This is a genomic window from Desulfuromonas carbonis (assembly GCF_054658035.1).
Genome location: NZ_BAAHXR010000003.1, coordinates 1,069,564 through 1,090,893 on the forward strand (window position 1 = coordinate 1,069,564; position 21,330 = coordinate 1,090,893).

The following is a 21,330-nucleotide window of genomic DNA, read 5'->3' on the forward strand; positions in this document are numbered from 1 at the left end:
CCGCCAACCAGCGTCGATTCTTTTAACATCAATGAAAATTTTTACTGCCGGTAGCGCCTTGGGACTGCAGCGCAAATGCCGGTCAGACCAATGAACAACCTATCCTGAGATACTTTAACTATTTGAACTAAAAAGATAAAAGAGATCGCCATCGGTGCGCCGACGTTGTTCCAAGCCACCACAGCGCCAGCCGGTGTTGTTCGCAGGCTACCCCCCTGGCCCTGCAATCACGACGAAATATTAGTCAGGGTAAAATTCCGTTTTGATTTTCTAAAAATTTAAGGGCGATGGATTTCGCGAGGAACACGGCTGGGGTAGAAAAAAACAGGCCTCCGGGAAGGAGGCCTGTCGCTGGGCATGGTTTACAGGGGAGGGGGGGGGCATTCAGCCCTTCATATGAACGGCCTTGATGAAACGTGTCCCAACCGCCGCCGCGAGACGTGCAATCACCTCGTCGCTGGCAGGCGTATCGAGAGAGAGAACCACCATCGCCTCACCAGCCTTGGCGCGCCGGCCGAGGTTCATCGAGCCGATATTGATTCCGGCCTCACCGAGGATGGTGCCGATCTTGCCGATCAGGCCCGGCTTGTCCTCGTAGCTCATCACCAGCATGTGCTCCTCGGGCTGGAAATCGGTGAAAAAGTCGCGCATCTTGACGATTTTCGGGATTCCCTCGAAGAGGGTCCCGGCAACGCTGCGTTTTCCTTCAGGGCTCTCCAGGCAGAGGGTTACCAGGTTGGAAAAGGAGCCGGTTTCGGTCGTGCGAACCTCCTCGACGATGATGCCCATCGAGTTCGCCACCAGCCGGGCATTGACCATATTCACGTCCTGTTCGGTCTGCCGGTTGAGCAGCGCCGCCAGACCACAGACGGTAATCGGCGCGCAGTCAAAACGGGCCAGTTTGCCATTATAGGCAAAGATCACCTTGTTGGGGTTGGGCGGTGCCAGCTGGGAAATAAACTCTCCCATCTGGCTGATCAGGGCCATGAACGGCTTCATGTGCTCCATCAGATCAGGGTCGAACTTGGGAATGTTCACGGCATTCTCCAAGGGGCGTCCATCGAGGTAATTGACCAGTTCGCGGCTGACGTCCACCGCCACATTTTTCTGGGCCTCGAAGGTATTTGCGCCGAGGTGCGGCGTAACCACCATGCGCGGGTGGGCGATCAGCTGCTGCAGAACGTCACTGTCGGGCGGTTCCGAGCTCCAGACATCAAAGGCGGCGCCGATACATTTGCCCGACTGCAGGGCGGCGAGCATCGCTGTCTCCTCGATTATCCCACCGCGGGCGCAGTTAACGACGATCACCCCGTCCTTCATGGCGCGAAAATGTTCGTTGCCGATCATGCCCCGGGTCTCGTCGTTGAGGGGTGTATGCACCGTGATGATGTCAGCATAGCGAACGATATCCTCGAGCGATACCAGCCGGACCCCGAGATCTTCCCCACGCTTTTCCGCTATATAGGGATCATAGGCGATAACCTCGGCCTCGAAGGCCTTGCAGCGCAGAGCCACCCGCCCGCCAACCTTGCCGAGGCCGATGATGCCGATTGTCTTCCCTTTGAGTTCATAACCGGTAAAGGGGGCCCGCTTCCACTCACCACCTTTGAGGCTGGCATTGGCAACGGTTATGTTACGGCAGAGGGAGAGGAGAAGCGCCATGGTGTGCTCGGCCGCCGAATTCACATTGCCGAAAGGAGCGTTGACAACAATGATCCCCTTGTTGCTGGCCGCCTCGACATCGACATTGTCAATACCAACCCCGGCCCGGGCAACTATTTTCAGGTTCCGGGCGTGCTCCAGCAGTTCGGCATCGATCTGGGTTCCGCTGCGGGTAATGATGGCATCATAATCGCCGATGGTCCGGTAGAGTTCCTTGCGGGAGAGGCCAAGGCGAACATCAAACTCGATGCGCGTATCTCCAACCAGGGGCTGCAGACCCTCTTGGGAGATCTCGTCGGTAATCAGAACTCGCATGCAAACTCCTTCCATTGCCGTTTTCCGCGCCGGCAAAAACGCGCCTGGGTTTTGGGAAAGCCAGAATTTTAGCCCTTTTACCTGACCCTGTCAACGCCGTAGACAGCACCAAAAGCCCATGCAAAACCGACTACTTGACCAGCTTGAGTCCGGGCTGCGCCGGGGCGCTGCCGGGAGCCGACGGGGGCTTTTGCGGCGCGCCGGCATAGGGGAGGGTCCCGTCGGCGAACATTTGCGCAACCGTTTCGGCAATTGTCAGGCACTGCTTCATGCAGACCTTGCGAACCGGACAGCTGCTGCAGTCGGCTGCACCGCCGGCACTGCGCAGGGCATGGATGACCAGCTCGACACTCTCCGCCTGGCTCAAAGGGACGAGAAACATAAAAACTCCTGTCGTTTTTCTCGGTCGGACAAACCCGGAACAGGGCCCCACTGGCCAGCGGCCGGCAGTGAAGGCCACCCCACGGGGTCGTGCCCGGTGGGGTGCAAAACAATACAGGCGCTGCTACAAACGCTTGTCGGCAACCTGGGCAAACGCCTTGAGCTTGGTCATCATGGTGGCGAATTCGGCCGGCCGCAACGACTGCGGGCCGTCGCTGGCTGCAGTTTCCGGCGTGGGATGGACCTCGACGATCAGACCGTCGGCCCCTGCGGCCACTGCAGCGTAGCACATGGAGGGGACCAGGCTGGCATGGCCGGTTGCGTGGGAGGGATCGATGACCACCGGCAGGTGAGTCAGCTCCTTGAGCACCGGCACCGCCGAGATATCGAGGGTATTGCGGGTCGCGGTCTCGAAGGTCCGGATCCCCCGCTCACAGAGGATCACCCGCCGGTTCCCCTCGGCGAGGATGTATTCGGCACTCATCAGAAATTCCTGGATCGTCGTTGCCATGCCGCGCTTGAGCAGGATCGGCTTGTCGAGGCGGCCGAGAATCTTGAGGAGGGCGAAATTCTGCACGTTGCGGGCACCGACCTGCATGATATCGGCATATCGGGCCACCAGTTCGACGTCGCGGGGATTGACGACCTCGGTGATAATCGGCAACCCGGTCGCTTCCCGGGCCTGAACCAGCAGCTTGAGGCCGTCCTCTTCCATTCCCTGGAAGGAGTAGGGGCTGGTCCTGGGCTTGAAGGCCCCGCCGCGCAGCACCTTGGCCCCGGCTGCCTTGACCGCCCGTGCGCATTCCAGGATCTGGGCTTCGTTCTCCACGGCACAGGGCCCCGCCATCACCAGGAAGGAGCCGCCGCCGACAGTCAACCCGGGGACGATTTCGATGGTGCTCGGCTCGGGTTTGACCTCGCGACTGGCCAGCTTGTAGGGCTTGAGGATCGGCACCACGCTCTCGACCCCGGGGAGCGATTCCAGGGCCTGGAGCACCGACTTGCCGCGTTCGTCGCCGACCGCGCCGACCACGTTCCGGGTCTCCCCGTGGATGACGTGGGGCTTGTAACCCAACTCCCGAATTCGCTTTTTGACCTCGGCCAGTTCGTCCTTGCTGGCACCCTGCTTCATTACGATGATCATCTGTCTGTACCCCTTTCCTCCGGTTGAGAGTGATGGAATGGGTCAGGCCGCCCGGGAACCCCATGGCGGCCTGCAGTTCGCTCCGGAGGCCCGGAGACAGCAAAACCATGGGAGGCCGGTCGGTCTGCCCATGGTTTTTGATCCTCTTTTATCGCGGTTTGCCTACGATAGCGGACCTTTCCCCACGGCAGACGGCCTAAAGTAAAAGCCGTACCAGAAGGAAAAGCTGCTAAAGTTGGCGCCGACATGTTGCATCTGAACTCGATCCTTAAAAAATGTCTGTTCTGTAACTAGCAGAATCTGTACTCCTTGGCAAGCGGATAATGCTCCCCCGGGAGGAACACAATTGGCCCAGCATTGCACCAGTTGCACCCTGCTGCCGACCCGAATTTCTCTTGACAGCGGGACCGCATTTCGTTATATACATGCTTCCGTTCGCCCAGATAGCTCAGTCGGTAGAGCAGAGGACTGAAAATCCTCGTGTCGGCAGTTCGATTCTGTCTCTGGGCACCAGACGCCAAAAGGGCCGTGGATTTCCACGGCCCTTTTTTTGTCCCACCGTATTTGCCGAGAGTTTCCCTTCCCCGCTCCCAATCGAAGTCTAGCCGCCGCGAATCTTTTGTTTGAGCGCAGCGACGACCTCCTTGACCGTCTCCTCAGCCAGATACTTGACGCCAATTTCGACCGTCGTCGATTGCCGGCTGGCAACATCATAGAACTCCAACCGATACCCGACCTCCATCTCAACCCCACGTGCCGGCGCGATGTAGGTGCGACGGTAAAGAATTGTGCCGAAGAGAATTTTTCCCGGGGCCCGGCTCAGGCCCAGATCTGCTTGCAGTTCAGCCGCGGTTTTGCCGCGCAGTTGCTGGGCCGTCTTTGCGGCGTGGTCATAATTTCGTTCCAGGTAGAGCTCGCTCTGAAAGAGCCCGGCATCGCGCAGGGCGTCGGAGAGGTTGGCGGCATCTTCCCCGCGACAGATGTAAAAGGCGGCGGCGGTCTTGGCAAAGGGGCCAAAGACCAGGAGCGGCCCATCCCCCTTGAGGTCGGCGAGGTCACCCTGCACCACCTTGAATTCCTTGACGCCGTCGGTCATGGCCGTCATCTGTCCGAAAATCGGACCGCACCCGGCCAGCAGCAACAAGCTCAGTCCCACCAGAATCCGCTTCATACTCAACACCCCTTGCAGAGTTTATGGCAGCTCAGGCAATCGTCGTCCGCCTTGTGCCGCAACAGGTTGGCCGTATCGTGGCAGCCCCGACAATCGCTGGGGGTCGCCGCTTTGAGGTGGTCTGCAGTCGGCATGCGCCGGGGTGCATAGAGGGCAACCCGTGCCTCACACCCTACCAGCACCAGAAAGAGGATCAGGAAAGACAACCGATACATGAATGTTCCTTTCACCAAAGAAGTAGGTCGCTGCGACCCTCGGTTCTGTAGCATAGCAATGCCCCTGAAAATCGCAATCGGTCAGAGAAATTTCGTCCCGGTTCGGCCATTCCGGCGCGAGGGTCTCAACTGAACAGCAGCTTGAGGGCAAAGACAAAAACCGTCAGGGCCACCACCTGCTTGATCCAGTCATGCCCCTTTTTGACCGCCATGCGGGAGGCCACCCAGCCCCCCGCCGAATTCCCGGCGGCAAGCGCCAGACCGAGCGTCCAGTTGACCTGGTCGTGGGCCATGAAGACCGCCAGCGCCGGGATGGTGAAGATCAGCACTACGATGATTTTCACCACGTTGGTGCGCACCAGATCGATGCCGTGCAAGACCAGCGCCGGGATGATCAGAAACCCGACTCCGGCCTGGACAAAACCACCATAGATGCCGATAAAAAAGAAGGAGGCCAGCAGCACCGCACCGCGACCGGGCGTCATCACCAGTTCCTCGACGCGGCGTTTTTTCATCGGGTCGACCAGGGTCAGGACCAGGACGCCGAGCATGATCCCCGCCAGCAGGCGCTGGAACAGACGCTCGTCGATATCGACGGCGAGCCGGGCCCCGAGATAACTGCCGGCAATCGCCGGCAGGGAGCAGAAGAGGGCCAGGCGCCAGGGGAAAATCCCCTGGCGGCGAAAGGAGGTGATGGCAAAAATATTCTGGCACAAGACCCCGACCCGGTTGGTGCCGTTGGCAACCGCTGCCGGCAGGCCGAGGAAAATCAGCAGCGGCAGGGTCAGTAGTGAACCGCCGCCGGCCAGAATATTGAGGAAGCCGGAGATGAAGCCGACCACCAGCAGGGCCACGATCTGAAACGGCAGTCCGCTCATGGGGTCGCTCCTTCACCAAGCAGGCGCCGCAAGACTTCACCGGCCATCATCAATCCGAACAGGGGCGGGACGACCGAAGAACTACCGAGGGGCACCCGGCGCTGCTGGTACTCCTCGGCACCGGCGCCGCGCGGGGCACGGCCTCCACCATTGCCGGCGAGGGGCCGGAACTCTTCACTCGAATAGACCACCGGGACGCCGCCGTCAATGCCGCGCCGGCGCAACTCCTTGCGCAGCACCCGGGCCAACCGGCAGATTCGGGTCTGGGAGAGATCGGCAAGGGTGACACGGGTCGGGTCGATCTTGTTGGCGGCACCCATCGAAGCGATGATCGGCAGGCCGCGTTCGACGCAGGTTTGAATCAGGTGGAGCTTGGCGGTGATATTGTCGATACAGTCCAGGACAAAGTCGTAGCCCGGGTCAAGGAGTGCCGCGGCATTCTCCGGTCCGTAGAATTGCTGGACGGCGCTGATATCAGCGTCGGGATTGATGGCCCGGCAGCGCTCGGCCATCACCATGGCCTTGGGGCGACCGACGGTCTCCTCCAGGGCGTGCAGCTGGCGATTGAGATTACTGAGCGCCACCCGGTCGAAATCGACCAGGGTGAGGCGACCAATGCCGCCGCGGACCAGGGCCTCGACGGCAAAACTGCCGACCCCGCCGAGGCCGAAAACAGCGACCGAGGCCCGGCTCAGACGCTCACGCCCGGCGGCGCCGATCAGCAGTTCAAGGCGGGAAAAACGCTCTTCGTCGCTCATCAGGTACCCTGAAAATTGTCAGCAGAAAGGAATATCTATTCGTCACCCAGCCGGAGTACCCGGCGGGCATTGGCGGAGGTAATCATTGCGGTCTCGCGTCGTGACCAGCCCCGCAACTCGGCAACCCGGGTCGCCACCAACCCGAGCCATTCAGGACGGTTGAGCTCACCGACGTGGGGCCAGGGGGCGAGGTCCGGCGCATCACTCTCCAAGACGATCGCCTCGGCCGGGAGATGCGGCAGCACCTCCGGCCCCCGGCGCGCGTTGGGGTAGGTGAGCGGACCGCCAAAACCGAGGACCAGGCCGAGATCGAGAAACCGCCGGGCGACCTCGATACTGGAATTGAACCCGTGCAAAATACCGCCCGCCGGGAGAGGCTCCTCTTGTTCCAGCAACGCCAGCAGCCGACCGATGGCACGACGGCTGTGCAGCAACACCGGCTTGGCAAAGGCACGGGCGAGTGCCAACTGGTCGCGAAAGGCCCGCTCCTGGTCAGCAACGGCGGGCATTCCCGGGCTGCCGTCGAGGCCGATTTCGCCGATGGCGACCACCTGCGGTTCCCGCAGCAGCAACTCCAGTTGCTGCCGGGCCATGCCGTCCCAGGAAGCGGCGCACCGGGGATGAAGTCCCGGTGCGGCATAGGCACCCTCCACCTGGCTCACGATTCGCAGAAGCTCCGGCCAATCGCTCGGAGCGACACCGGGAACCAGGAATCCCGTGACACCGCCAGAACGGGCGGCCAGCAGCATGTCCCTGCGAGACGCTGGCGCCACAAGAAGATCGAGGTGGATATGGGTATCGAATAACCCGGCTGAGGCCGTCATGGCGAGACTCTAGCACAGGAAACCGGCCCAGGGAAAGGCACTCCAACGATTCCCGCTTGCGCTGCAGGGAAAACTGTGTTAAGAGCTAAAGGGTCGATTTTACATCAAAAAATTCCAATCGAAGGTTTCGACATGAGCCAGACTGCAAGCAAGCGAATTTCGTTTTTGCATAAGATGCTGGTCGTAACCCACGCCACCGGTCTCGTCGCCGGCGGCATCTTTCCCCTGATCGTGGCCCCGATCATCGGTCCATCCGCTCTCACCCTCCCGTTTCTTCTCAGTTGTCTCGCCATGGGCTTCGGCGTCGGCGCCTGCCTCTTCCAGTTCGTGCGCGTCACCCTCAAGTCCCAGTTGCGGCAGCAGCTGGAGTTGTTGCGCCCCTTGACGGGCGATATCCACCACACAGGAAATACCATTGAGGAACTGAACCAGGCCCTGCAAAAGTCCGTCACCGCGGTGGAGACCTTTGTCCGCAGCCTGCTCGCGGCGATTGATGAATTTGTTCCCCATTATCGTACCCTCGCCGCATCCAGCAGCTACCTGTCGGAACGGGCGCGGGATGGTCTGAACGCCGCCCAGGCCACCCGCAAGGATGTCGAAGCGATGGGCGAGAAGCAACAGGATATCGCCGCGCAGATGGAGCTGCTCGCCGCGCGGACCCAGGACGAATCGGCGCTCTCCCGGGAACTCTCCGCCTCTCTCGAGGAGATGGCCGGGGCCATGGAGCATTCCAACGCCCAGTTCCTGGAAACGACCACCAGCGTCGACGAGATGGCCTCCAGCCTGCGGGAAGCGGCCGACCAGTCCAACACCATCGCCCGCAGCGTCGAGATGACGGTACGCGATCTTGACAGTATCGGCGAAGCATTCGTGCAAATCCGCAGCGGCGCCTCGGCGAGCGCCAAGGCGACCGTCGCCGTTCAGCACGACGCGGAGAACGGCCTCCAGGTCGTCAGCACTTCCCGCGATGAAATGGTCCGTATCGAAGCCGAGAGCCTCAAGGCGACCGAAGCGATGGCCCGTCTTTCCCACCAGACCGGGGAGGTCGCAAAAATCATCGGTGTCATCCGCGACCTGGTCTCGGATACCGAGCTGCTCGCTTTCAACGCGGCGATCATTGCCGCCCAGGCCGGCGAGAACGGCAAGGGTTTTTCGGTGGTGGCCGAAGAGATCCGCGATCTCGCCGACCGCACCACCAGCAGCGCCCAGGATATCCAGCAGATCGTCAAGGCGATCGGAGGCGATACTCGCGAGGTGACGGCAGCCATCGCCGCCACCGGCCAGCGGATTGCCCGGGGCAAGGAACTGAGCCGCGAAACCGGTGAGGCGCTGGCCAAGATCGTCGACAGCGCCCGCCAGGCGGCCAGCTCCTCAGAAGAAATCGTGCAGCTGACCGGCGCCCAGGAAGAACGCGCCAGGGAGCTGCTCAACGGTGCCGGGCAGGGCCTGCGGTCGGTCAAGGCGGTCGCCCGGGCGATCCAGGAACAGCAGCTGGCGATCAACCGGATCCAGCAGGGGGTGGGGCAGATGAAATCGGCGGCCGACCAGGTTGCGCGGGGGATGGAAGAACAGGTACGCGCCAATCGCGAATTCGACAAGGGGCTGGCCGGCCGGGAAGGGCAGATTCAGACCGTCGATGCCGCCATCCGCTTCCAGTCGGGGACTGCGGAACGCATCTTCCAGCACTTCAATACCTCTGAACAGCGCCTGCGGAGCAACTCGGAAAAGGCCGCCGTGATCACCGATGAAATTGCCGCCATGGAAGTCCTCACCACACGGTTGCGGGAACTGGCCGAGCACTTCGAGGGATCATCGCCAAGGTGAGGTTCCGCCCTGATTCAAGGCAAGGACCGGAAACCATATATATGAAAAGGCGGATTTAATTCTTGTCCTCTTCTGCCGGCTGTGGTATAGGTCGCGTCGTTGGATGCAAAAGAACGACAGCGCCTGCTAGCGGGAGAATCAGGAATGAAAATCACCCACACCACCTCCGGGACCTGCTCACGCTTTATCGATATCGAGCTCGACGGAGAGATCATCAAGGAAGTGAACTTTATCGGCGGCTGCGCCGGGAACACCAAGGGGGTTGCCGCACTGGCCGCCGGCATGCCGGTCAAGGAGGTCATCGCGCGCACCAAAGGTATCGTCTGTCGCGGCAGGACCAGTTGTCCCGACCAGCTCGCCCAGGCCCTGGAGAATTTGACTCTGCGCCTGGCGATGTGACCGGGCAGACCCGAAAAAGCAGCGGCGCATCCCCTTAAGAGGATGCGCCGTTTTTGTCTGTTGCGTCGCCATTGGAAGCTAAGCTTTGGCCCCCTGGTATTCCTTGGGCATAATCTGGCCACTCGGCATCATGTCGTCCTCGGGTGGCGCACCGTTCGCCTTGCGGTACTTTTTACGCTCACAATCGTCCATCTTGGCCCCCTTGCAGTAGGCCTTGATAAACCCGCGGCAGGCGAGGTCGAGAGAGTTTTGGTACTTGCGGAAAAATCCGCAGCTGGCGAGCAGTTCACATTCCATGGTGGGACTCCCTTCAAAGGCGGTTAATGGGAGCCAATCTAGGGTGAACTGCCTTGATCTGTCAATCTTTTTTGCCTTTTCCACGGAATTTTTCCGTGGATTAATCAGTAACTTCCTGAAAACATTATCTCCTCAATAACCGGTCAACGATCTCCGCGGTCTCCATGGTCATGCGGCGGCAGTTCTGCCTGTGTTCCCGGCTCATCCAGGCGTACCCTGCCGAGAGCCCCTTGCAGCAGGTGATCCGGTTGCGTGCCTTGAAGGCAGCCACCAGCTCCCCGGCCCGTTTGCGCTGGCCGCGCAATCCGAGCGCCATCACTCCCCCCGAGACCGCGCCGCAAAGACACTTGCTGCCGCCAATCCCGGCGCCAAAGGCACCTGCGATTTCCATCAACTGCGGATTCTCGTTGCCGGTCGTCGCCTGCAGCACGGCAAGAGCACAATTCATTCCGCCATCAAACAAACGCCCGGCCCGCTCGCCTGCCGACTCGACGACAGGCCGCGGAACCTTTTTTTGCCGCCATCTCCAGAACACGTCCCGTTCTCTCCTTCTCCACTCGTCGCTCGTGGCGAACTCCATCTTCCTCCAATCCAATGGTGAGGGTCAACCCTCCCTTACCCCCAGTTTGCGCAGGATGGTGATCATCGGGCACCAGTTGGTGAAGGCGCTCTGGAAGAGGTTGAGACCGACGAAGGCGGTGAACCAGAGCCAGTTCGGGTTGTGAAAATGAGCGAGCAGCACACTCAGCATCACGAAGAAGCCGGCGATCAGACGCAGGTAACGGTTTACGGTCATGACTGGTATCTCCTTGCATGTTGTTCGGCTTTCTTGCCGTAGACGAGCCAATAGACGACGGGGATCACGATCAGGGTGAAGGCGGTGGACGCGAAGACGCCGAAGATGATCGACCAGGCGAGGCCGGAGAAGATCGGGTCGAGGGTGATGATCCAGTTGCCGAGGAGCGCGGCTCCGGCGGTCAGCAGGATCGGCCGCAGGCGGACCGCGCCGCTTTCGATGATCGCCTCCTTCAGCGGCATCCCCCGCTTCAGGGCGTGGTGGATGAAGTCGATGAGGATGATCGAGTTGCGCACCACGATGCCGGCCAGCGCGATCATGCCGATCATCGCCGTGGCGGTGAAAAAGACCGGGGTGTCATACCCCCCCACCGGGCGGTTGGCGATCAGGTTGAGCAACCAGAAGCCGGGCATGATGCCGATCATGGTCAAGGGGATCGCCGCCATGATGATCAGCGGCATAACCATCGAGCCGGTCTCGATCAGCAGCAGGATGAAGATCAGCACCAGGGCGGCGCCGAAGGCGATCCCCAGGTCACGAAAGACATCCAGGGTGATCTGCCACTCCCCTTCGCCATTCCAGACCACCCGGGTGCCGGTCGGCAACGGATTGGCCTTGAAATGGCTGGAGAGATTGAGGATGGCATTGGCCGGGCTCTTGCCGGCCATCTCCCCGGTGACATAGACGACCCGTTCGAGGTTCTTGTGAAAGATGGTCGGTTCCAGGCGCTCCTCGACAAACCGGCCGAGCTCGGAGAGGTGGACCAGCTTGCCGCCCTGTCCGCGCAGGGCGAGAGCGCCGAGGTCGGCAGCAGCAGAGCGCACAGCGGCAGGAAGGCGGAGCAGGATCTGCAACGGCTGGCGCTCGCTGTCGACATGCACGGTGCCGGCAACCTCGCCGCCAACGGCGAGGGCCAGGGTCCGGGCGATCTCGGCGGTGCTGATCCCCGAAAGGGACGCCTTCTCCTTGTCGGGGAGAAAGGTCAGCCGGCGTTGCGGCGCCTCGACCATATCATCAACATCGACCACCCGATCCTCGCTCTCCATCCGCGCCCGGACCAGCTTTGCCGCGGCAATCTGGTCGCCGTAGCTGATTCCCGCATCGGCGTAGACCTCGGCAGCCAGGGTCGAGATGACCGGTGGTCCGGGGGGGACTTCGACGATCTTCAGATTGACGCCGTGGGCCCGGGCGATGCGGGTCAGGTCATCGCGCAGGCGCAGGGTCAAGGGGTGGCTCTGCTGGGCGCGAAGGCTCTTGGGGGCGAGGTTGACGCGAATATCGGCAACATTCTCGCCGCGGCGCATGTAGTAGTGGCGGACCATGCCGTTGAAATCCATGGCGCTCGCCAGGCCGACATAGGCCTCGAAATCGGTGACCTCGTTGACCGTCCCCAGGTAATCCTCCAGGGCACGGACCGCGGCGTCGGTCGTCTCCAGGGTCGTCCCTTCCGGCAGGTCGAGGACGAGCTGAAACTCGTTCTTGTTGTCGAAGGGGAGCATCTTCATCGGCACCAGGTTCAGCACCGGCATCGCCATCGAGCCGAGCAGCAGGAGGACCACCGCCGCGACCAGCAGCCAGGCCTTGCGCCGCGAATCGATGAAGGGTTCGAGAATCCGCCGGTAGATCCGGTAGGTGCGGCTCTCCTCGAGGACAAACTCATGCCCCCCCTTGCCATACTGCCCCTTGAGGAGATGGTAGCTCATCCACGGGGTCACGGTAAAAGCGACCAAAAGCGACATGATCATGGTCAACGGCAGGTTGAACGCCATCGGCCGCATGTAGGGCCCCATCATGCCGGTGATGTAGAGCATCGGCAAGAAGGAGAGGATGACGGCGAGGGTCGCCAGGATCACCGGCGGCCGCACCTCGTCCACCGCCGACAGCACCGCATCCCGCGGCGGTTCCTTCTTCATCTGGAAATGGCGGAAGATGTTCTCGACATCGACGATCGGGTCATCGACCAGCAGGCCGAGGGCCAGGACCAGGGCGAAGAGGGTCACGCGGTTGATGGTATAGCCGAACCAGTAATTCACCAGCAGCGTCAGCGAATAGATGATCGGGATCGACACCGCGACGATCAGCGCCTCGCGCCAGCCGAGGGCGAAAAAGACCAGGGCGAGGACCGTGACCACCGCGATGATCAGGTGGGTGATCAGCTCGTTGACCTTGTGGTTGGCGGTTTCGCCGTAGTTGCGGGTAACCCGGACCTGCATCTCATCGGGGATGATCGTCCCCTTGAGGTCATCGACCGCCCGGATCACCTCTGCGGCGACAACGACCGCATTGGTCCCCTTCTTTTTTGCCACGGCGATGTTGACCGCCTGATACTCGCGCCCGGCCGCGGCGGCTTCGGCATCGCCGGCCGGTCCGAAGCGCAGGCGGGTATAGCTGGCCGCCTCGGCCGGACCATCCTCGATCCGGGCGACTTCACGCAACTGCACCGGGCGCTGGCCGACCACGCCGATGACCAGGTCCCCCACATCCCGCGCCGAGCGCAGGAATTCTCCGCCGCGCACCAGCAGGCTCTGGTTGCCATTCTGGAAGTCGCCAGCCGGCAACTCCAGGTTGGCGCCATCAAGGGCCTGCCGGACGTCGAGCAGGCCAAGGCCCCGGGCGGCCAGGGCCTGCGGATCGAGAGCCACCCGCAGCTGCCGCGGCCGTCCTCCGATGACCGTGGTCACCGAGGTATTTTTGACCGATTGCAGGCGATCGACCACCTCCTCGGCGACGCGGCGGAGCTCGAAATCCGAGGCCTGGTCGCTGTAGAGGCTCAGATTGACGATTGGGACGTCGTCGACCTCCACCGGTTTGACCACCCAACCGGTTATCCCGGCAGGAATTGCGTCAATATTGGTCTGCACCTTGTTGTGCAGCTTGACCAGCGATTCCACCCGGTCTTCGCCAACGAAAAATCGGGCCGTAACCACCGCCAGGTCGGGCTTCGACATGGAGTAGACATATTCAACGCCATCGACCTGCCAGAGCAGCTTCTCCAGCCGGGTCGAGACCTGGCGCTCGACCTCCGCCGCACTGGCACCCGGCATATGCACGTAAATATCGGCCATCGGCACGACAATCTGCGGCTCCTCCTCCCGCGGCGTCAGCGCCAGCGCCGCGGCACCGGCCAGCAGCGCCAGCAGGATGAGGATGACCGAGAGGTTGCCATCGAGAAACCTGTCGACGATCCGGGTCGCGAGGGAGAGCTTTTTGGCCATGCTAGCCCTCCACGCGCGCGCCGTTTTTGGCCCGCTCCACGCCGTCGACAACGATCTGCTCACCCCCCTGCAGTCCGGAGAGGATCTCCACCCGGTCGTCCAGCCGCCGTCCGAGCCGCACCAGGCGGAAGCTTAAGCGCCCTTCGGTGACGAGGTAGACTCCGACCAGCTGGCCCCGTTCCACCAGCGCCCGGGCCGGTACCAGCAGGGCAGGCGTCATCACGCCCGGCGCCTGCACCCTGGCAAAGAGGCCGGCGGAAAGCCCGGGCGCCGGATCGAGATCGAGCTTGATTTCAAAAGAACGGCTCCGGGGGTCGGCGCTGGCGACGATTTCCCGTAAAGTGCCCGCTATCCTCTCCTGCCGTGCCGGAATTTCCACAACCAGCCGTTCGCCGACCTGGAAGCGTCCCGCCAGGGACTCGGGGATCGCCGCCCGCACCCGCCACCCCCCCTGGCGATCGAGGGTCAGCAGCGGCATACCCGGCAGCACCGTACTCCCCACTTCAACCTGGCGTTCAATCACCTGGCTGTCATAGGGAGCAAGGATTCGACTCCAGCCGACCGCCTTTTCCGCCGCAGCCTGCCCGGCGGCTGCCTGCTGCACCATCCCTTCCGCGCTCCTGACGCCCTGGCGGGCCTGTTCCAGCCGGGCATTGATGCTGTCCATCTCCTGCCGGGTGACCGCCTGGGCGGCAAGCAGATTCGCGTACCGCTGCTGGGTCTTCGCTGCCAGCTCCAGTTCGGCGCTGGCCGCGGCGAGGTTCCCCTCGGCCGCCGCCAGCGCCGCCGTCGCCTGGTGCAACTGGTCACTTGCCTGGTTGTCGGCCAGGGTCAGCAGCAGCTCGCCCCGACGCACCTGATCCCCGGCATTGACCTTGACCTCGGCAACGCGGCCGGCGATACGCGCCGCCAGCACCCCGCGGTCAAAACTCTCGACGCTGCCGACAAAGCTTTCCCCCTGGGCGATGGGCTCGCTGGCCACCCTCGCCAGGCCGAGGCCAGTAATAACCGGGGCCTGGGCCGTCGTCCGCCCGGGTTCGATCTGTTCGCCGCAACCGGTCAGCAAACCGAGCATCACCACCACTGCACACCAGCTTCTCACCGTTGAACCTCCTTGCCCGGAAGCATCATTTTCAGGAAGAGACCCTTCTGCAATTGCACATTCCCCCGCGCCAGCAGCATCTGGCCGCTGGCCCTGACCAGGACAGAGCGTGCCTGGTCGAGGGCGGCCTGGCTCGCCAGCAGGTCGGAAAGGGGCGAGAGGCCATTTTCATAGCGCTGCAGCAACAACCGCTGGCTCTCTTCCGCCGCGGCCACCGCTGCCTGCGCCGAATCGCGCTGCAGCTGTGCTTCGTTGGCCCGCAGCTCCGCCTCGCGGGTCTGCAGGGCGACGGCGCGGCGCAATTCTTCCGCCTGGAGCCGGGCCGCCCGCTGCTGAGCCGCCGTACGCTCGATACTCCCGGATCGGCGCAGCCCGTCGAAGAGTTCCCAGGTCAGGCCGGCGCCGACCTGCCAGCTCTGCGCCTCGCTGCCGAAGGGGATCTCCGGGTCGTGCCAGGCATAGGACGCTGTCACCCCCAGGCGGGGCAAATAGCCAGCCCGGGACTGGCGCCGGGCGAGCTCGGCGGCTTTAGCCTCGGCCAGCGCGGCCTGCAGGTCGCCGCGGGGCTGTGGCACACTATCAGCTGCGACCGGTAGGTCGGCAACGACCAGGGGCCGGGCGATACCGACCTCGCCGCCGTCCCGACCGATCGCCAGGGCGAGGCGGCGCCGGGCCAGCTGCAGATCGTTGGCAGTGCTCATCCGGAGCCGTTCGGCCTCCGCCAGGCGCACCCGGGCCTGCAGCGTATCCGAGCGCAGGCCGAGGCCGTTCTCCTCCCGCTCTTTTGCCAGCCGCACGGTCTCGCGGACCTCGGCCAGGGAACTCTCGACCGCCGCCAGCCCGGCCTGCGCCTGCTGTACCTCCAGGTAGGCGGCAAAGGCGGCAAAAGCGACCTGCTCCTCGGTCCATCCGGCCAGGGCAGTCGCCGCCCGATAGCCGGCCTCGGCCCGGTCAAGACCGTAACCGACATCGGGGTTGTAGAGGGACTGCTCGAGAGTAAGGCGGGTTTCAAAATCATGCCGTGTCTCCGGATGGTTGTAGGGATCAGCGGTCGGGCTGAGGACGAGGCGCTCCTGGTTGAGGGAAATAAAGAGGCTCCCCCCCGGCTCGTTGGTCGCCTGATACGATTCCTTCAGGTTCAGGTGGGGCAGGTAGCCACTCCGCGCCTCGGTCACCGCCGCCCGCGCGCCGGCTGCCTGCTGGCGCGCGACCTCGGCCAGCGGCCGCTGTGCCACGGCCGCAGCAAGCGCCTCCTGCAGATCGACACTCTCGGCATGGCCCAGGCCCGTAACCAGCAGGAGCGGGAGCAGCATCAGGCACATTAACGTGTTTTGCATGGCAGCACACCTCGGGTTGCTATATTCGGAAAGATATATATATTGATTTCTCGCTAAATGTCAAGGCCTTCATCGTCCGAGTGTCAGTTCTACCCGCCTTGCCACCACCCACAACAGATTAAACCTAGCTTACTTTTACGCCAGCGCAACGACACCCAGCCGGCCGGATCCTCCTTTCCTGCCACGGGCACAGCTGGCCAATTTCTCCTTGACCGCCCCCTATCCCTTGGCTATCCTGCGCACCAAATTCAATTAAAACGAACTTAATTCCCCGCCAAGGAGACACCATGAAGCGACTCGGTCTCGTCCTGATCCTCCTGAGCCAGATCCTCCTCGTGACCGGGTGCCAGCAGGAGACCCCACCGCCCCCGACAAAACCAACCACAGGAGCACCGGTCACGCCGGTCGCCGAAAAACCGGCCAGGGACCCTTTGGCCGACTGGCAACCGGCCTTCGATCCGAGCCAGGCCGAATTCACCTATATCCTTTCCAACATCGACCATCCGGCGATCGCCGGTATCGCCGTCGGTTACCGGATCCGGGATCGGGTCTGGGAACGCTCCAAGGGGCGGCTCTACGTTGATTTCCGGCCGCTGGCCCAGCTCGGTGGCGAAAAAGACGTCATCGGCAAACTGAAACTCGGCGCGGTGCAGGGAATGCTCTGCTCTTCGGTCGCCGCGGCCAACCTCGCCGACCGCCTCGGTATCGTCAGCCTCCCTTTTGTGATCGACAGCTTTGACAAACTGGAACAGTTTCGCACCACGCCCGAGCTGTGGGCGCCATTCCGCGATGCCGCTCTCGGCCAGGGGATCATGGTCGTCGACTTCACCGGCTACGGGACCTATGGCTGGGCCACCACCGAACCGGTCGCCAGCATGGCCGATGCCAGAAAAATCAATTTTCGCGTCGCCCAGGCCCCGGTCAATACCGATATCTACAAGGCCTGGGGTCTGAAATTTACCGTCATGCCCTGGCCCGACGTACCCCAGGCCCTGCAGACGGGAGTGATCAATGGCCTGGACCACACCCCCATTGTCTGCAATATCACCCACAAGTTCGACGTCGCCAAATATTTCACCCGCCTCGATTATGCCCAGGGGTTGTACATCCACCTGGTGAACAGGCGCTGGTTCGACAGCCTGCCGGCCGACCTGCAACAGATCCTGCTGGAGACGATCACGGAAGAGAGCACCCAGGCACGCTACTTGACCCGCCAGCAGCAGGAGCAGGAAATAGCTGCTGCCAGCGCAAATGGCGTCACCTTCCTTGCCCCGGCACCGGAAACGCGGGACGAGTTGCGGAAACTTTCGCTTCCGGTCTACGAGAAATGGGGAGAACGGATCGGTCGTGACTACCTGCAGCAGGTCCGGGAAACCCTTGACCGGGGATCGAAGTGAGCGGGAAATTCCCGCCATCCATTTGATCTCCCCAAATAGAAAGTTCAGGCCGGCAAATTTTTGCCCCCTGGGGCGCAACACCGCGGGGAAAAATCGGTTCAGGTCGGGATGAATCAAGGGAAAAAGCTTTGATTACAAACAGGGTTTGTACTAGTATAACAGGCTCATTCCTCCGGCTGAAAAGCCTTGCGAATTCCCTTCAAGAAGGAGAGGCCTGCCATGAAAAGACTGTTTCCCCTGCTTCTGTTTCCGGTCCTCCTCGGCCTGGTTCTGGCCGGCCCTGCCCTCGGTGAGGACAAGCCCGACCCGCTGGCGGCCTGGAAACCGAAGTTTGACCCCGCCGGCGCCGCGTACACCTACATCCTCTCCAACGTCTCCCACCCGGCGATCGAAGGGGTCGGGGTCGGCTACCGGATCCGCGACCGGGTCTGGGAACTCTCCAAGGGGCGCCTTTATGTCGACTTCCGCCCGCTGGCCCAACTCGGCGGCGAGAAGGACGTGATCAGCAAGCTCAAGCTCGGCGCGGTCCAGGGGATGCTGAGCTCCTCGGTCGCCGCCGCCAACGTCGCCGACCGCCTCGGTATCGTCAACCTCCCCTATGTCATCGACACCTTCGACAAGCTCGATAAATTCCGCAGCACGCCGGAGCTCTGGCAGCCCTTCAGTGAGGCGGCCCTCGCCCAGGGGATCATGGTCCCCGACATCACCGGCTACGGCACCTACGGCTGGGCCACCACCACTCCGGTGCGCAACCTCAACGACGCCAAGACCGTCAATTTCCGCATCGCCGAAGCTCCGGTCAACGCCGACATCTACAAGGCCTGGGGCCTCAAGTTCACCGTCATGCCCTGGCCCGACGTGCCCCAGGCGCTGCAGACCGGGGTCATCAACGGCCTTGACCACACCCCCACCGTCTGCAACATCACCAAGAAATTCACCATCGCCAAGTACTTCACCGAGGTCAACTACGCCCAGGGGCTCTTCGTTCACCTGATGAACAAGCGCTGGTTCGACAAGCTCCCCGCCGATCTGCAGCAGGTCCTGATGCAGGCGATCACCGAGGAGAGCGCCAAGACCCGGACGGCGACCCGTCAGCAGCAGGCCGACCAGATCGCCAGGGCCAAGGAAGCCGGCGTCGAGTTCATCCCCCTGGCGGATGCCGACCGCGCCCAGCTGATCAAGGAGGCGGCCCCGGTCTACCAGGCCTGGGGTGAAAAGATCGGCGCCGATTACCTCAACCAGGTACGCACTACCCTCGGCAACTGAGCCGCAGACGACCCCTTGAACACCGGCCGGGGAGGCATTTCCTCCCCGGCCCTTTTTACGGATGACCATGCTGAAGAAAACCTTTTCCACCATCGATCGGGGCCTGGCGTTCATTGAGGACTGGACCCTCTTCCTTACCGTGGCTACCGCCCTGGTCTCGGCGATGGCGAACGTCATCCTGCGCAAGCTGACCAACGACGTCAACCTCTACTGGTCCGACGAGGTGGTGCGCAAGGTCATCTTCATCTCCACCTATATCGGCTGCGTCGCCGCCATCCGCCACCGCTCGCTGATCCGCATCGATGCCCTGCCGCAGCTGCTGCCGATCCTGAAGAAACCGCTTAACATCCTCAGCCACCTGGTGGTGCTAGTCTTTTCCGGCACGGTCTTCTGGCTCGGCCTGCAGCTGACCCGGATGATGTACCTCGACACCTATGCCAGAACCGCCACCCTCGGCATTGCCGAATGGTACTTCTACGCCATCCTCCCCCTGATGGGAGTGATGATGGTGGTGCGCACGCTGCTGGTGATGATCGAAGACCTGCGTGGGGGAGGGAGTCCGTCATGACCGTCAACTACCTGATGATCGCGGCACTCCTTCTCGGCACCATGGCGGCCACCGTGCCGGTCTTCATGGCCCTCTTTTTCACCGGGCTGGTCGGCCTGGTCTGGGGCGTCGGCATCGACCCGCAGATCGTCATTGAGGTCCTCTACCGCAGCATGGACAAGTTTGCCCTGATCGTGGTCCTCTTCTTCGTCCTCTGCGGCAACATCATGACCACCGGCAGCATCGTACAGAAGCTGATCAAGACCGCCAATGTGCTGGTCGGGTTTCTTCCCGGCGGCCTGGCGATGGCCGGTATCCTCGCCTGCGGTTTTTTCGGCGCCATTTCCGGCTCGACGGTCGCCACCGTGGTCGCCATCGGCGGGTTCATGATCCCGGCGCTGATCGAGAACAACTACGACGAGAAATTCAGCGTCGGCGTGATGACGACGGCGCCGATTCTCGGCATCGTCATTCCCCCCTCCATCGCCATGATTCTCTACGCCATGGTGACCAACGATCCCCTCGAGGCGCTCTTTTTGACCGGCTTCATCCCCGGGCTTCTCATCATCGCCGGGATGTCCCTCTATGCCTATGTCTACTGCAAGCGCCAAAACCTGCCGACCCGGGAACGCCCCTCCCTGAAGGAGATCCTTTCGGTTCTGAAAGAGAGTGCCTGGGCGCTCTTTTTGCCGGTTCTCATCTTCGGTGGCATCTACTCGGGCCTGTTCACCGCCAACGAGGCGGCGGTGGTCGCCTGCTTTTACGCCTTCTTCGTCGAGATCGTTATCCATCGCGACATGAAGCTGCGGGACGTCAAGAAGGTGATCGTCTCTTCCGCCATCACCTCGGCGACGCTGCTGGTGATCGTCGCCGGCGCTTCGGTTTTCGGCGAGTACCTGACTTTCGAACAGATCCCCAATCAGATTGCCAACGCCGTAGTTGCCAACATCCAGAGTCCCTGGGTCTTTCTGCTGGCGGTCAACATCATGCTGCTCATGATCGGCATGTTCATGGACATCATCTCGGCGACGCTGATCCTGACGCCGATCTTTTTGCCGCTGCTGCACAAGTTCGGCATCAATACCATGCATTTCGGCCTGCTGATGACCATCAACCTCGGGATCGGTTACTGTACCCCCCCCCTCGGGGTCAGTCTCTACATCTCCGGGGCGGTGGTCGATCGCGACTTGGTGTACGTCTCCAAGGCGGTCCTCCCTTTTCTCCTCATCCAGATCGCCATTCTCCTGGTTCTCACCTTCTGGCCGGATTTGGTGCTGTTGCTGCCGCGCCTGGTTTACGGCTGACCAAGGAATTCCCCTATGGAACGCAAGGTCCTCGTCCCTGTCAACGAATCGGATGCCTGTGCCCGGACGATCGCCGGCATTATCGGCCGCCGCGACCGTTTTCCCGGTCCGCTGACCCTGCTGCACGTGGTCGATATCGACAAGCTCGCCTACCGGATGATTCCCGACTTCCAGGTCGAGATGATCAGGGAGCGGGCGCTTAAAGCCGGGGAACAGGTCGTCGCCAGGTGGAGCCGGAGCCTGGAGGCGGGTGGCATCGCGACCATCTCCCGGGTCGAAACCGGCAGCCCGCGCAACGACATCTGCCGCATCGCCAACGATGAAGCCTTTGACCTGCTGATTATCGGCCGACGCGGCATGGGTGAGATCCGCGACGTCCTCTTCGGCTCCGTCGCCAACCATGTCCTGCACCAGGTCCGCTGCCCGGTCCTCCTCTTCTAGCACCGGCGCCAGGCGACTTGCATTTATTCAAAAATTCGAATATATCTAGGGAAACCT

General features: G+C 62.2%; 21 protein-coding genes and 1 tRNA gene. 8 read left to right on the plus strand and 14 right to left on the minus strand.

Annotated elements, in window-relative coordinates:
- Positions 1 to 384 precede the first annotated feature (384 nt).
- The 3 genes from serA to aroF all read right to left on the minus strand — a co-directional run bounded on the left by serA (position 385) and on the right by aroF (position 3,502).
- A complete protein-coding gene (gene serA / locus ACYQ8E_RS11840; RefSeq protein WP_066729440.1) occupies positions 385 to 1,977 on the minus strand; it encodes a phosphoglycerate dehydrogenase in 1,593 nt (530 codons plus the stop codon).
- 130 nt (positions 1,978 to 2,107) lie between these two features.
- Complete coding sequence (locus ACYQ8E_RS11845) at positions 2,108 to 2,359, minus strand: hypothetical protein (RefSeq protein WP_066729446.1); 252 nt, start codon at positions 2,357 to 2,359, stop codon at positions 2,108 to 2,110.
- Between the two features lie 123 nt (positions 2,360 to 2,482).
- Positions 2,483 to 3,502, minus strand: coding sequence for a 3-deoxy-7-phosphoheptulonate synthase (aroF, locus tag ACYQ8E_RS11850; protein WP_066729448.1), 1,020 nt, complete (start codon positions 3,500 to 3,502; stop codon positions 2,483 to 2,485).
- Between the two features lie 437 nt (positions 3,503 to 3,939).
- Here aroF and ACYQ8E_RS11855 point away from each other — a divergent pair.
- Positions 3,940 to 4,015 (plus strand) — tRNA-Phe (locus tag ACYQ8E_RS11855).
- 88 nt (positions 4,016 to 4,103) lie between these two features.
- Here ACYQ8E_RS11855 and ACYQ8E_RS11860 read toward each other — a convergent pair.
- The 5 genes from ACYQ8E_RS11860 to ACYQ8E_RS11880 all read right to left on the minus strand — a co-directional run bounded on the left by ACYQ8E_RS11860 (position 4,104) and on the right by ACYQ8E_RS11880 (position 7,348).
- Positions 4,104 to 4,673 carry a hypothetical protein gene (locus ACYQ8E_RS11860; protein WP_066729450.1) on the minus strand — a complete coding sequence of 190 codons (570 nt, stop codon included), beginning with the start codon at positions 4,671 to 4,673 and terminating at the stop codon, positions 4,104 to 4,106.
- 2 nt (positions 4,674 to 4,675) lie between these two features.
- Positions 4,676 to 4,888: a hypothetical protein gene (locus ACYQ8E_RS11865; protein WP_066729452.1), complete on the minus strand. Its 213-nt coding sequence runs from the start codon at positions 4,886 to 4,888 to the stop codon at positions 4,676 to 4,678.
- 125 nt (positions 4,889 to 5,013) lie between these two features.
- Positions 5,014 to 5,766, minus strand: coding sequence for a sulfite exporter TauE/SafE family protein (locus ACYQ8E_RS11870; protein WP_066729454.1), 753 nt, complete (start codon positions 5,764 to 5,766; stop codon positions 5,014 to 5,016).
- Positions 5,763 to 6,524, minus strand: a complete 762-nt coding sequence (locus ACYQ8E_RS11875; protein WP_066729456.1) for a tRNA threonylcarbamoyladenosine dehydratase — start codon at positions 6,522 to 6,524, stop codon at positions 5,763 to 5,765. Before ACYQ8E_RS11875 ends, ACYQ8E_RS11870 begins: the two co-directional genes overlap by 4 nt.
- 35 nt (positions 6,525 to 6,559) lie before the next feature.
- Entirely contained in the window at positions 6,560 to 7,348 is a 789-nt protein-coding gene (locus tag ACYQ8E_RS11880) for a TatD family hydrolase (RefSeq protein ID WP_082820431.1), read from the minus strand.
- Between the two features lie 132 nt (positions 7,349 to 7,480).
- On the opposite strand from ACYQ8E_RS11880, the gene ACYQ8E_RS11885 reads away from it, so the two are divergent.
- Entirely contained in the window at positions 7,481 to 9,172 is a 1,692-nt protein-coding gene (locus ACYQ8E_RS11885; protein WP_459861046.1) for a methyl-accepting chemotaxis protein, read from the plus strand.
- Positions 9,173 to 9,316: 144 nt separating this feature from the next.
- Positions 9,317 to 9,571 carry a TIGR03905 family TSCPD domain-containing protein gene (locus tag ACYQ8E_RS11890; RefSeq protein ID WP_066729464.1) on the plus strand — a complete coding sequence of 85 codons (255 nt, stop codon included), beginning with the start codon at positions 9,317 to 9,319 and terminating at the stop codon, positions 9,569 to 9,571.
- A 78-nt stretch (positions 9,572 to 9,649) separates the two neighbouring features.
- On the opposite strand, the gene ACYQ8E_RS11895 is transcribed toward ACYQ8E_RS11890, so the two are convergent.
- The 6 genes from ACYQ8E_RS11895 to ACYQ8E_RS11920 form a co-directional block, all read right to left on the minus strand.
- Complete coding sequence (locus ACYQ8E_RS11895; protein WP_066729466.1) at positions 9,650 to 9,868, minus strand: hypothetical protein; 219 nt, start codon at positions 9,866 to 9,868, stop codon at positions 9,650 to 9,652.
- Positions 9,869 to 9,992: 124 nt separating this feature from the next.
- A complete protein-coding gene (locus ACYQ8E_RS11900) occupies positions 9,993 to 10,448 on the minus strand; it encodes a C-GCAxxG-C-C family protein (protein ID WP_066729468.1) in 456 nt (151 codons plus the stop codon).
- 24 nt (positions 10,449 to 10,472) lie between these two features.
- Positions 10,473 to 10,664, minus strand: coding sequence for a YgaP family membrane protein (locus ACYQ8E_RS11905; RefSeq protein ID WP_066729471.1), 192 nt, complete (start codon positions 10,662 to 10,664; stop codon positions 10,473 to 10,475).
- Complete coding sequence (locus tag ACYQ8E_RS11910; RefSeq protein WP_066729473.1) at positions 10,661 to 13,879, minus strand: efflux RND transporter permease subunit; 3,219 nt, start codon at positions 13,877 to 13,879, stop codon at positions 10,661 to 10,663. Before ACYQ8E_RS11910 ends, ACYQ8E_RS11905 begins: the two co-directional genes overlap by 4 nt.
- A 1-nt stretch (position 13,880) precedes the next feature.
- A complete protein-coding gene (locus ACYQ8E_RS11915) occupies positions 13,881 to 14,981 on the minus strand; it encodes an efflux RND transporter periplasmic adaptor subunit (RefSeq protein ID WP_157471936.1) in 1,101 nt (366 codons plus the stop codon).
- Entirely contained in the window at positions 14,978 to 16,318 is a 1,341-nt protein-coding gene (locus ACYQ8E_RS11920) for a TolC family protein (protein WP_082820432.1), read from the minus strand. Before ACYQ8E_RS11920 ends, ACYQ8E_RS11915 begins: the two co-directional genes overlap by 4 nt.
- Before the next feature lie 287 nt (positions 16,319 to 16,605).
- Here ACYQ8E_RS11920 and ACYQ8E_RS11925 point away from each other — a divergent pair, with 287 nt between their 5' ends.
- The 5 genes from ACYQ8E_RS11925 to ACYQ8E_RS11945 all read left to right on the plus strand — a co-directional run bounded on the left by ACYQ8E_RS11925 (position 16,606) and on the right by ACYQ8E_RS11945 (position 21,273).
- Positions 16,606 to 17,715, plus strand: a complete 1,110-nt coding sequence (locus tag ACYQ8E_RS11925; protein WP_066729483.1) for a TRAP transporter substrate-binding protein — start codon at positions 16,606 to 16,608, stop codon at positions 17,713 to 17,715.
- 219 nt (positions 17,716 to 17,934) lie between these two features.
- On the plus strand, positions 17,935 to 18,981 hold the full coding sequence (locus ACYQ8E_RS11930; RefSeq protein WP_459861047.1) for a TRAP transporter substrate-binding protein: 1,047 nt from the start codon (positions 17,935 to 17,937) through the stop codon (positions 18,979 to 18,981).
- Between the two features lie 67 nt (positions 18,982 to 19,048).
- Positions 19,049 to 19,549, plus strand: coding sequence for a TRAP transporter small permease (locus tag ACYQ8E_RS11935; protein ID WP_066729904.1), 501 nt, complete (start codon positions 19,049 to 19,051; stop codon positions 19,547 to 19,549).
- Positions 19,546 to 20,832, plus strand: a complete 1,287-nt coding sequence (locus ACYQ8E_RS11940) for a TRAP transporter large permease (RefSeq protein WP_066729485.1) — start codon at positions 19,546 to 19,548, stop codon at positions 20,830 to 20,832. The genes ACYQ8E_RS11935 and ACYQ8E_RS11940 overlap by 4 nt, the downstream gene beginning before the upstream one ends.
- A gap of 15 nt (positions 20,833 to 20,847) precedes the next feature.
- A complete protein-coding gene (locus ACYQ8E_RS11945) occupies positions 20,848 to 21,273 on the plus strand; it encodes a universal stress protein (RefSeq protein ID WP_066729489.1) in 426 nt (141 codons plus the stop codon).
- Positions 21,274 to 21,330: the final 57 nt, after the last annotated feature.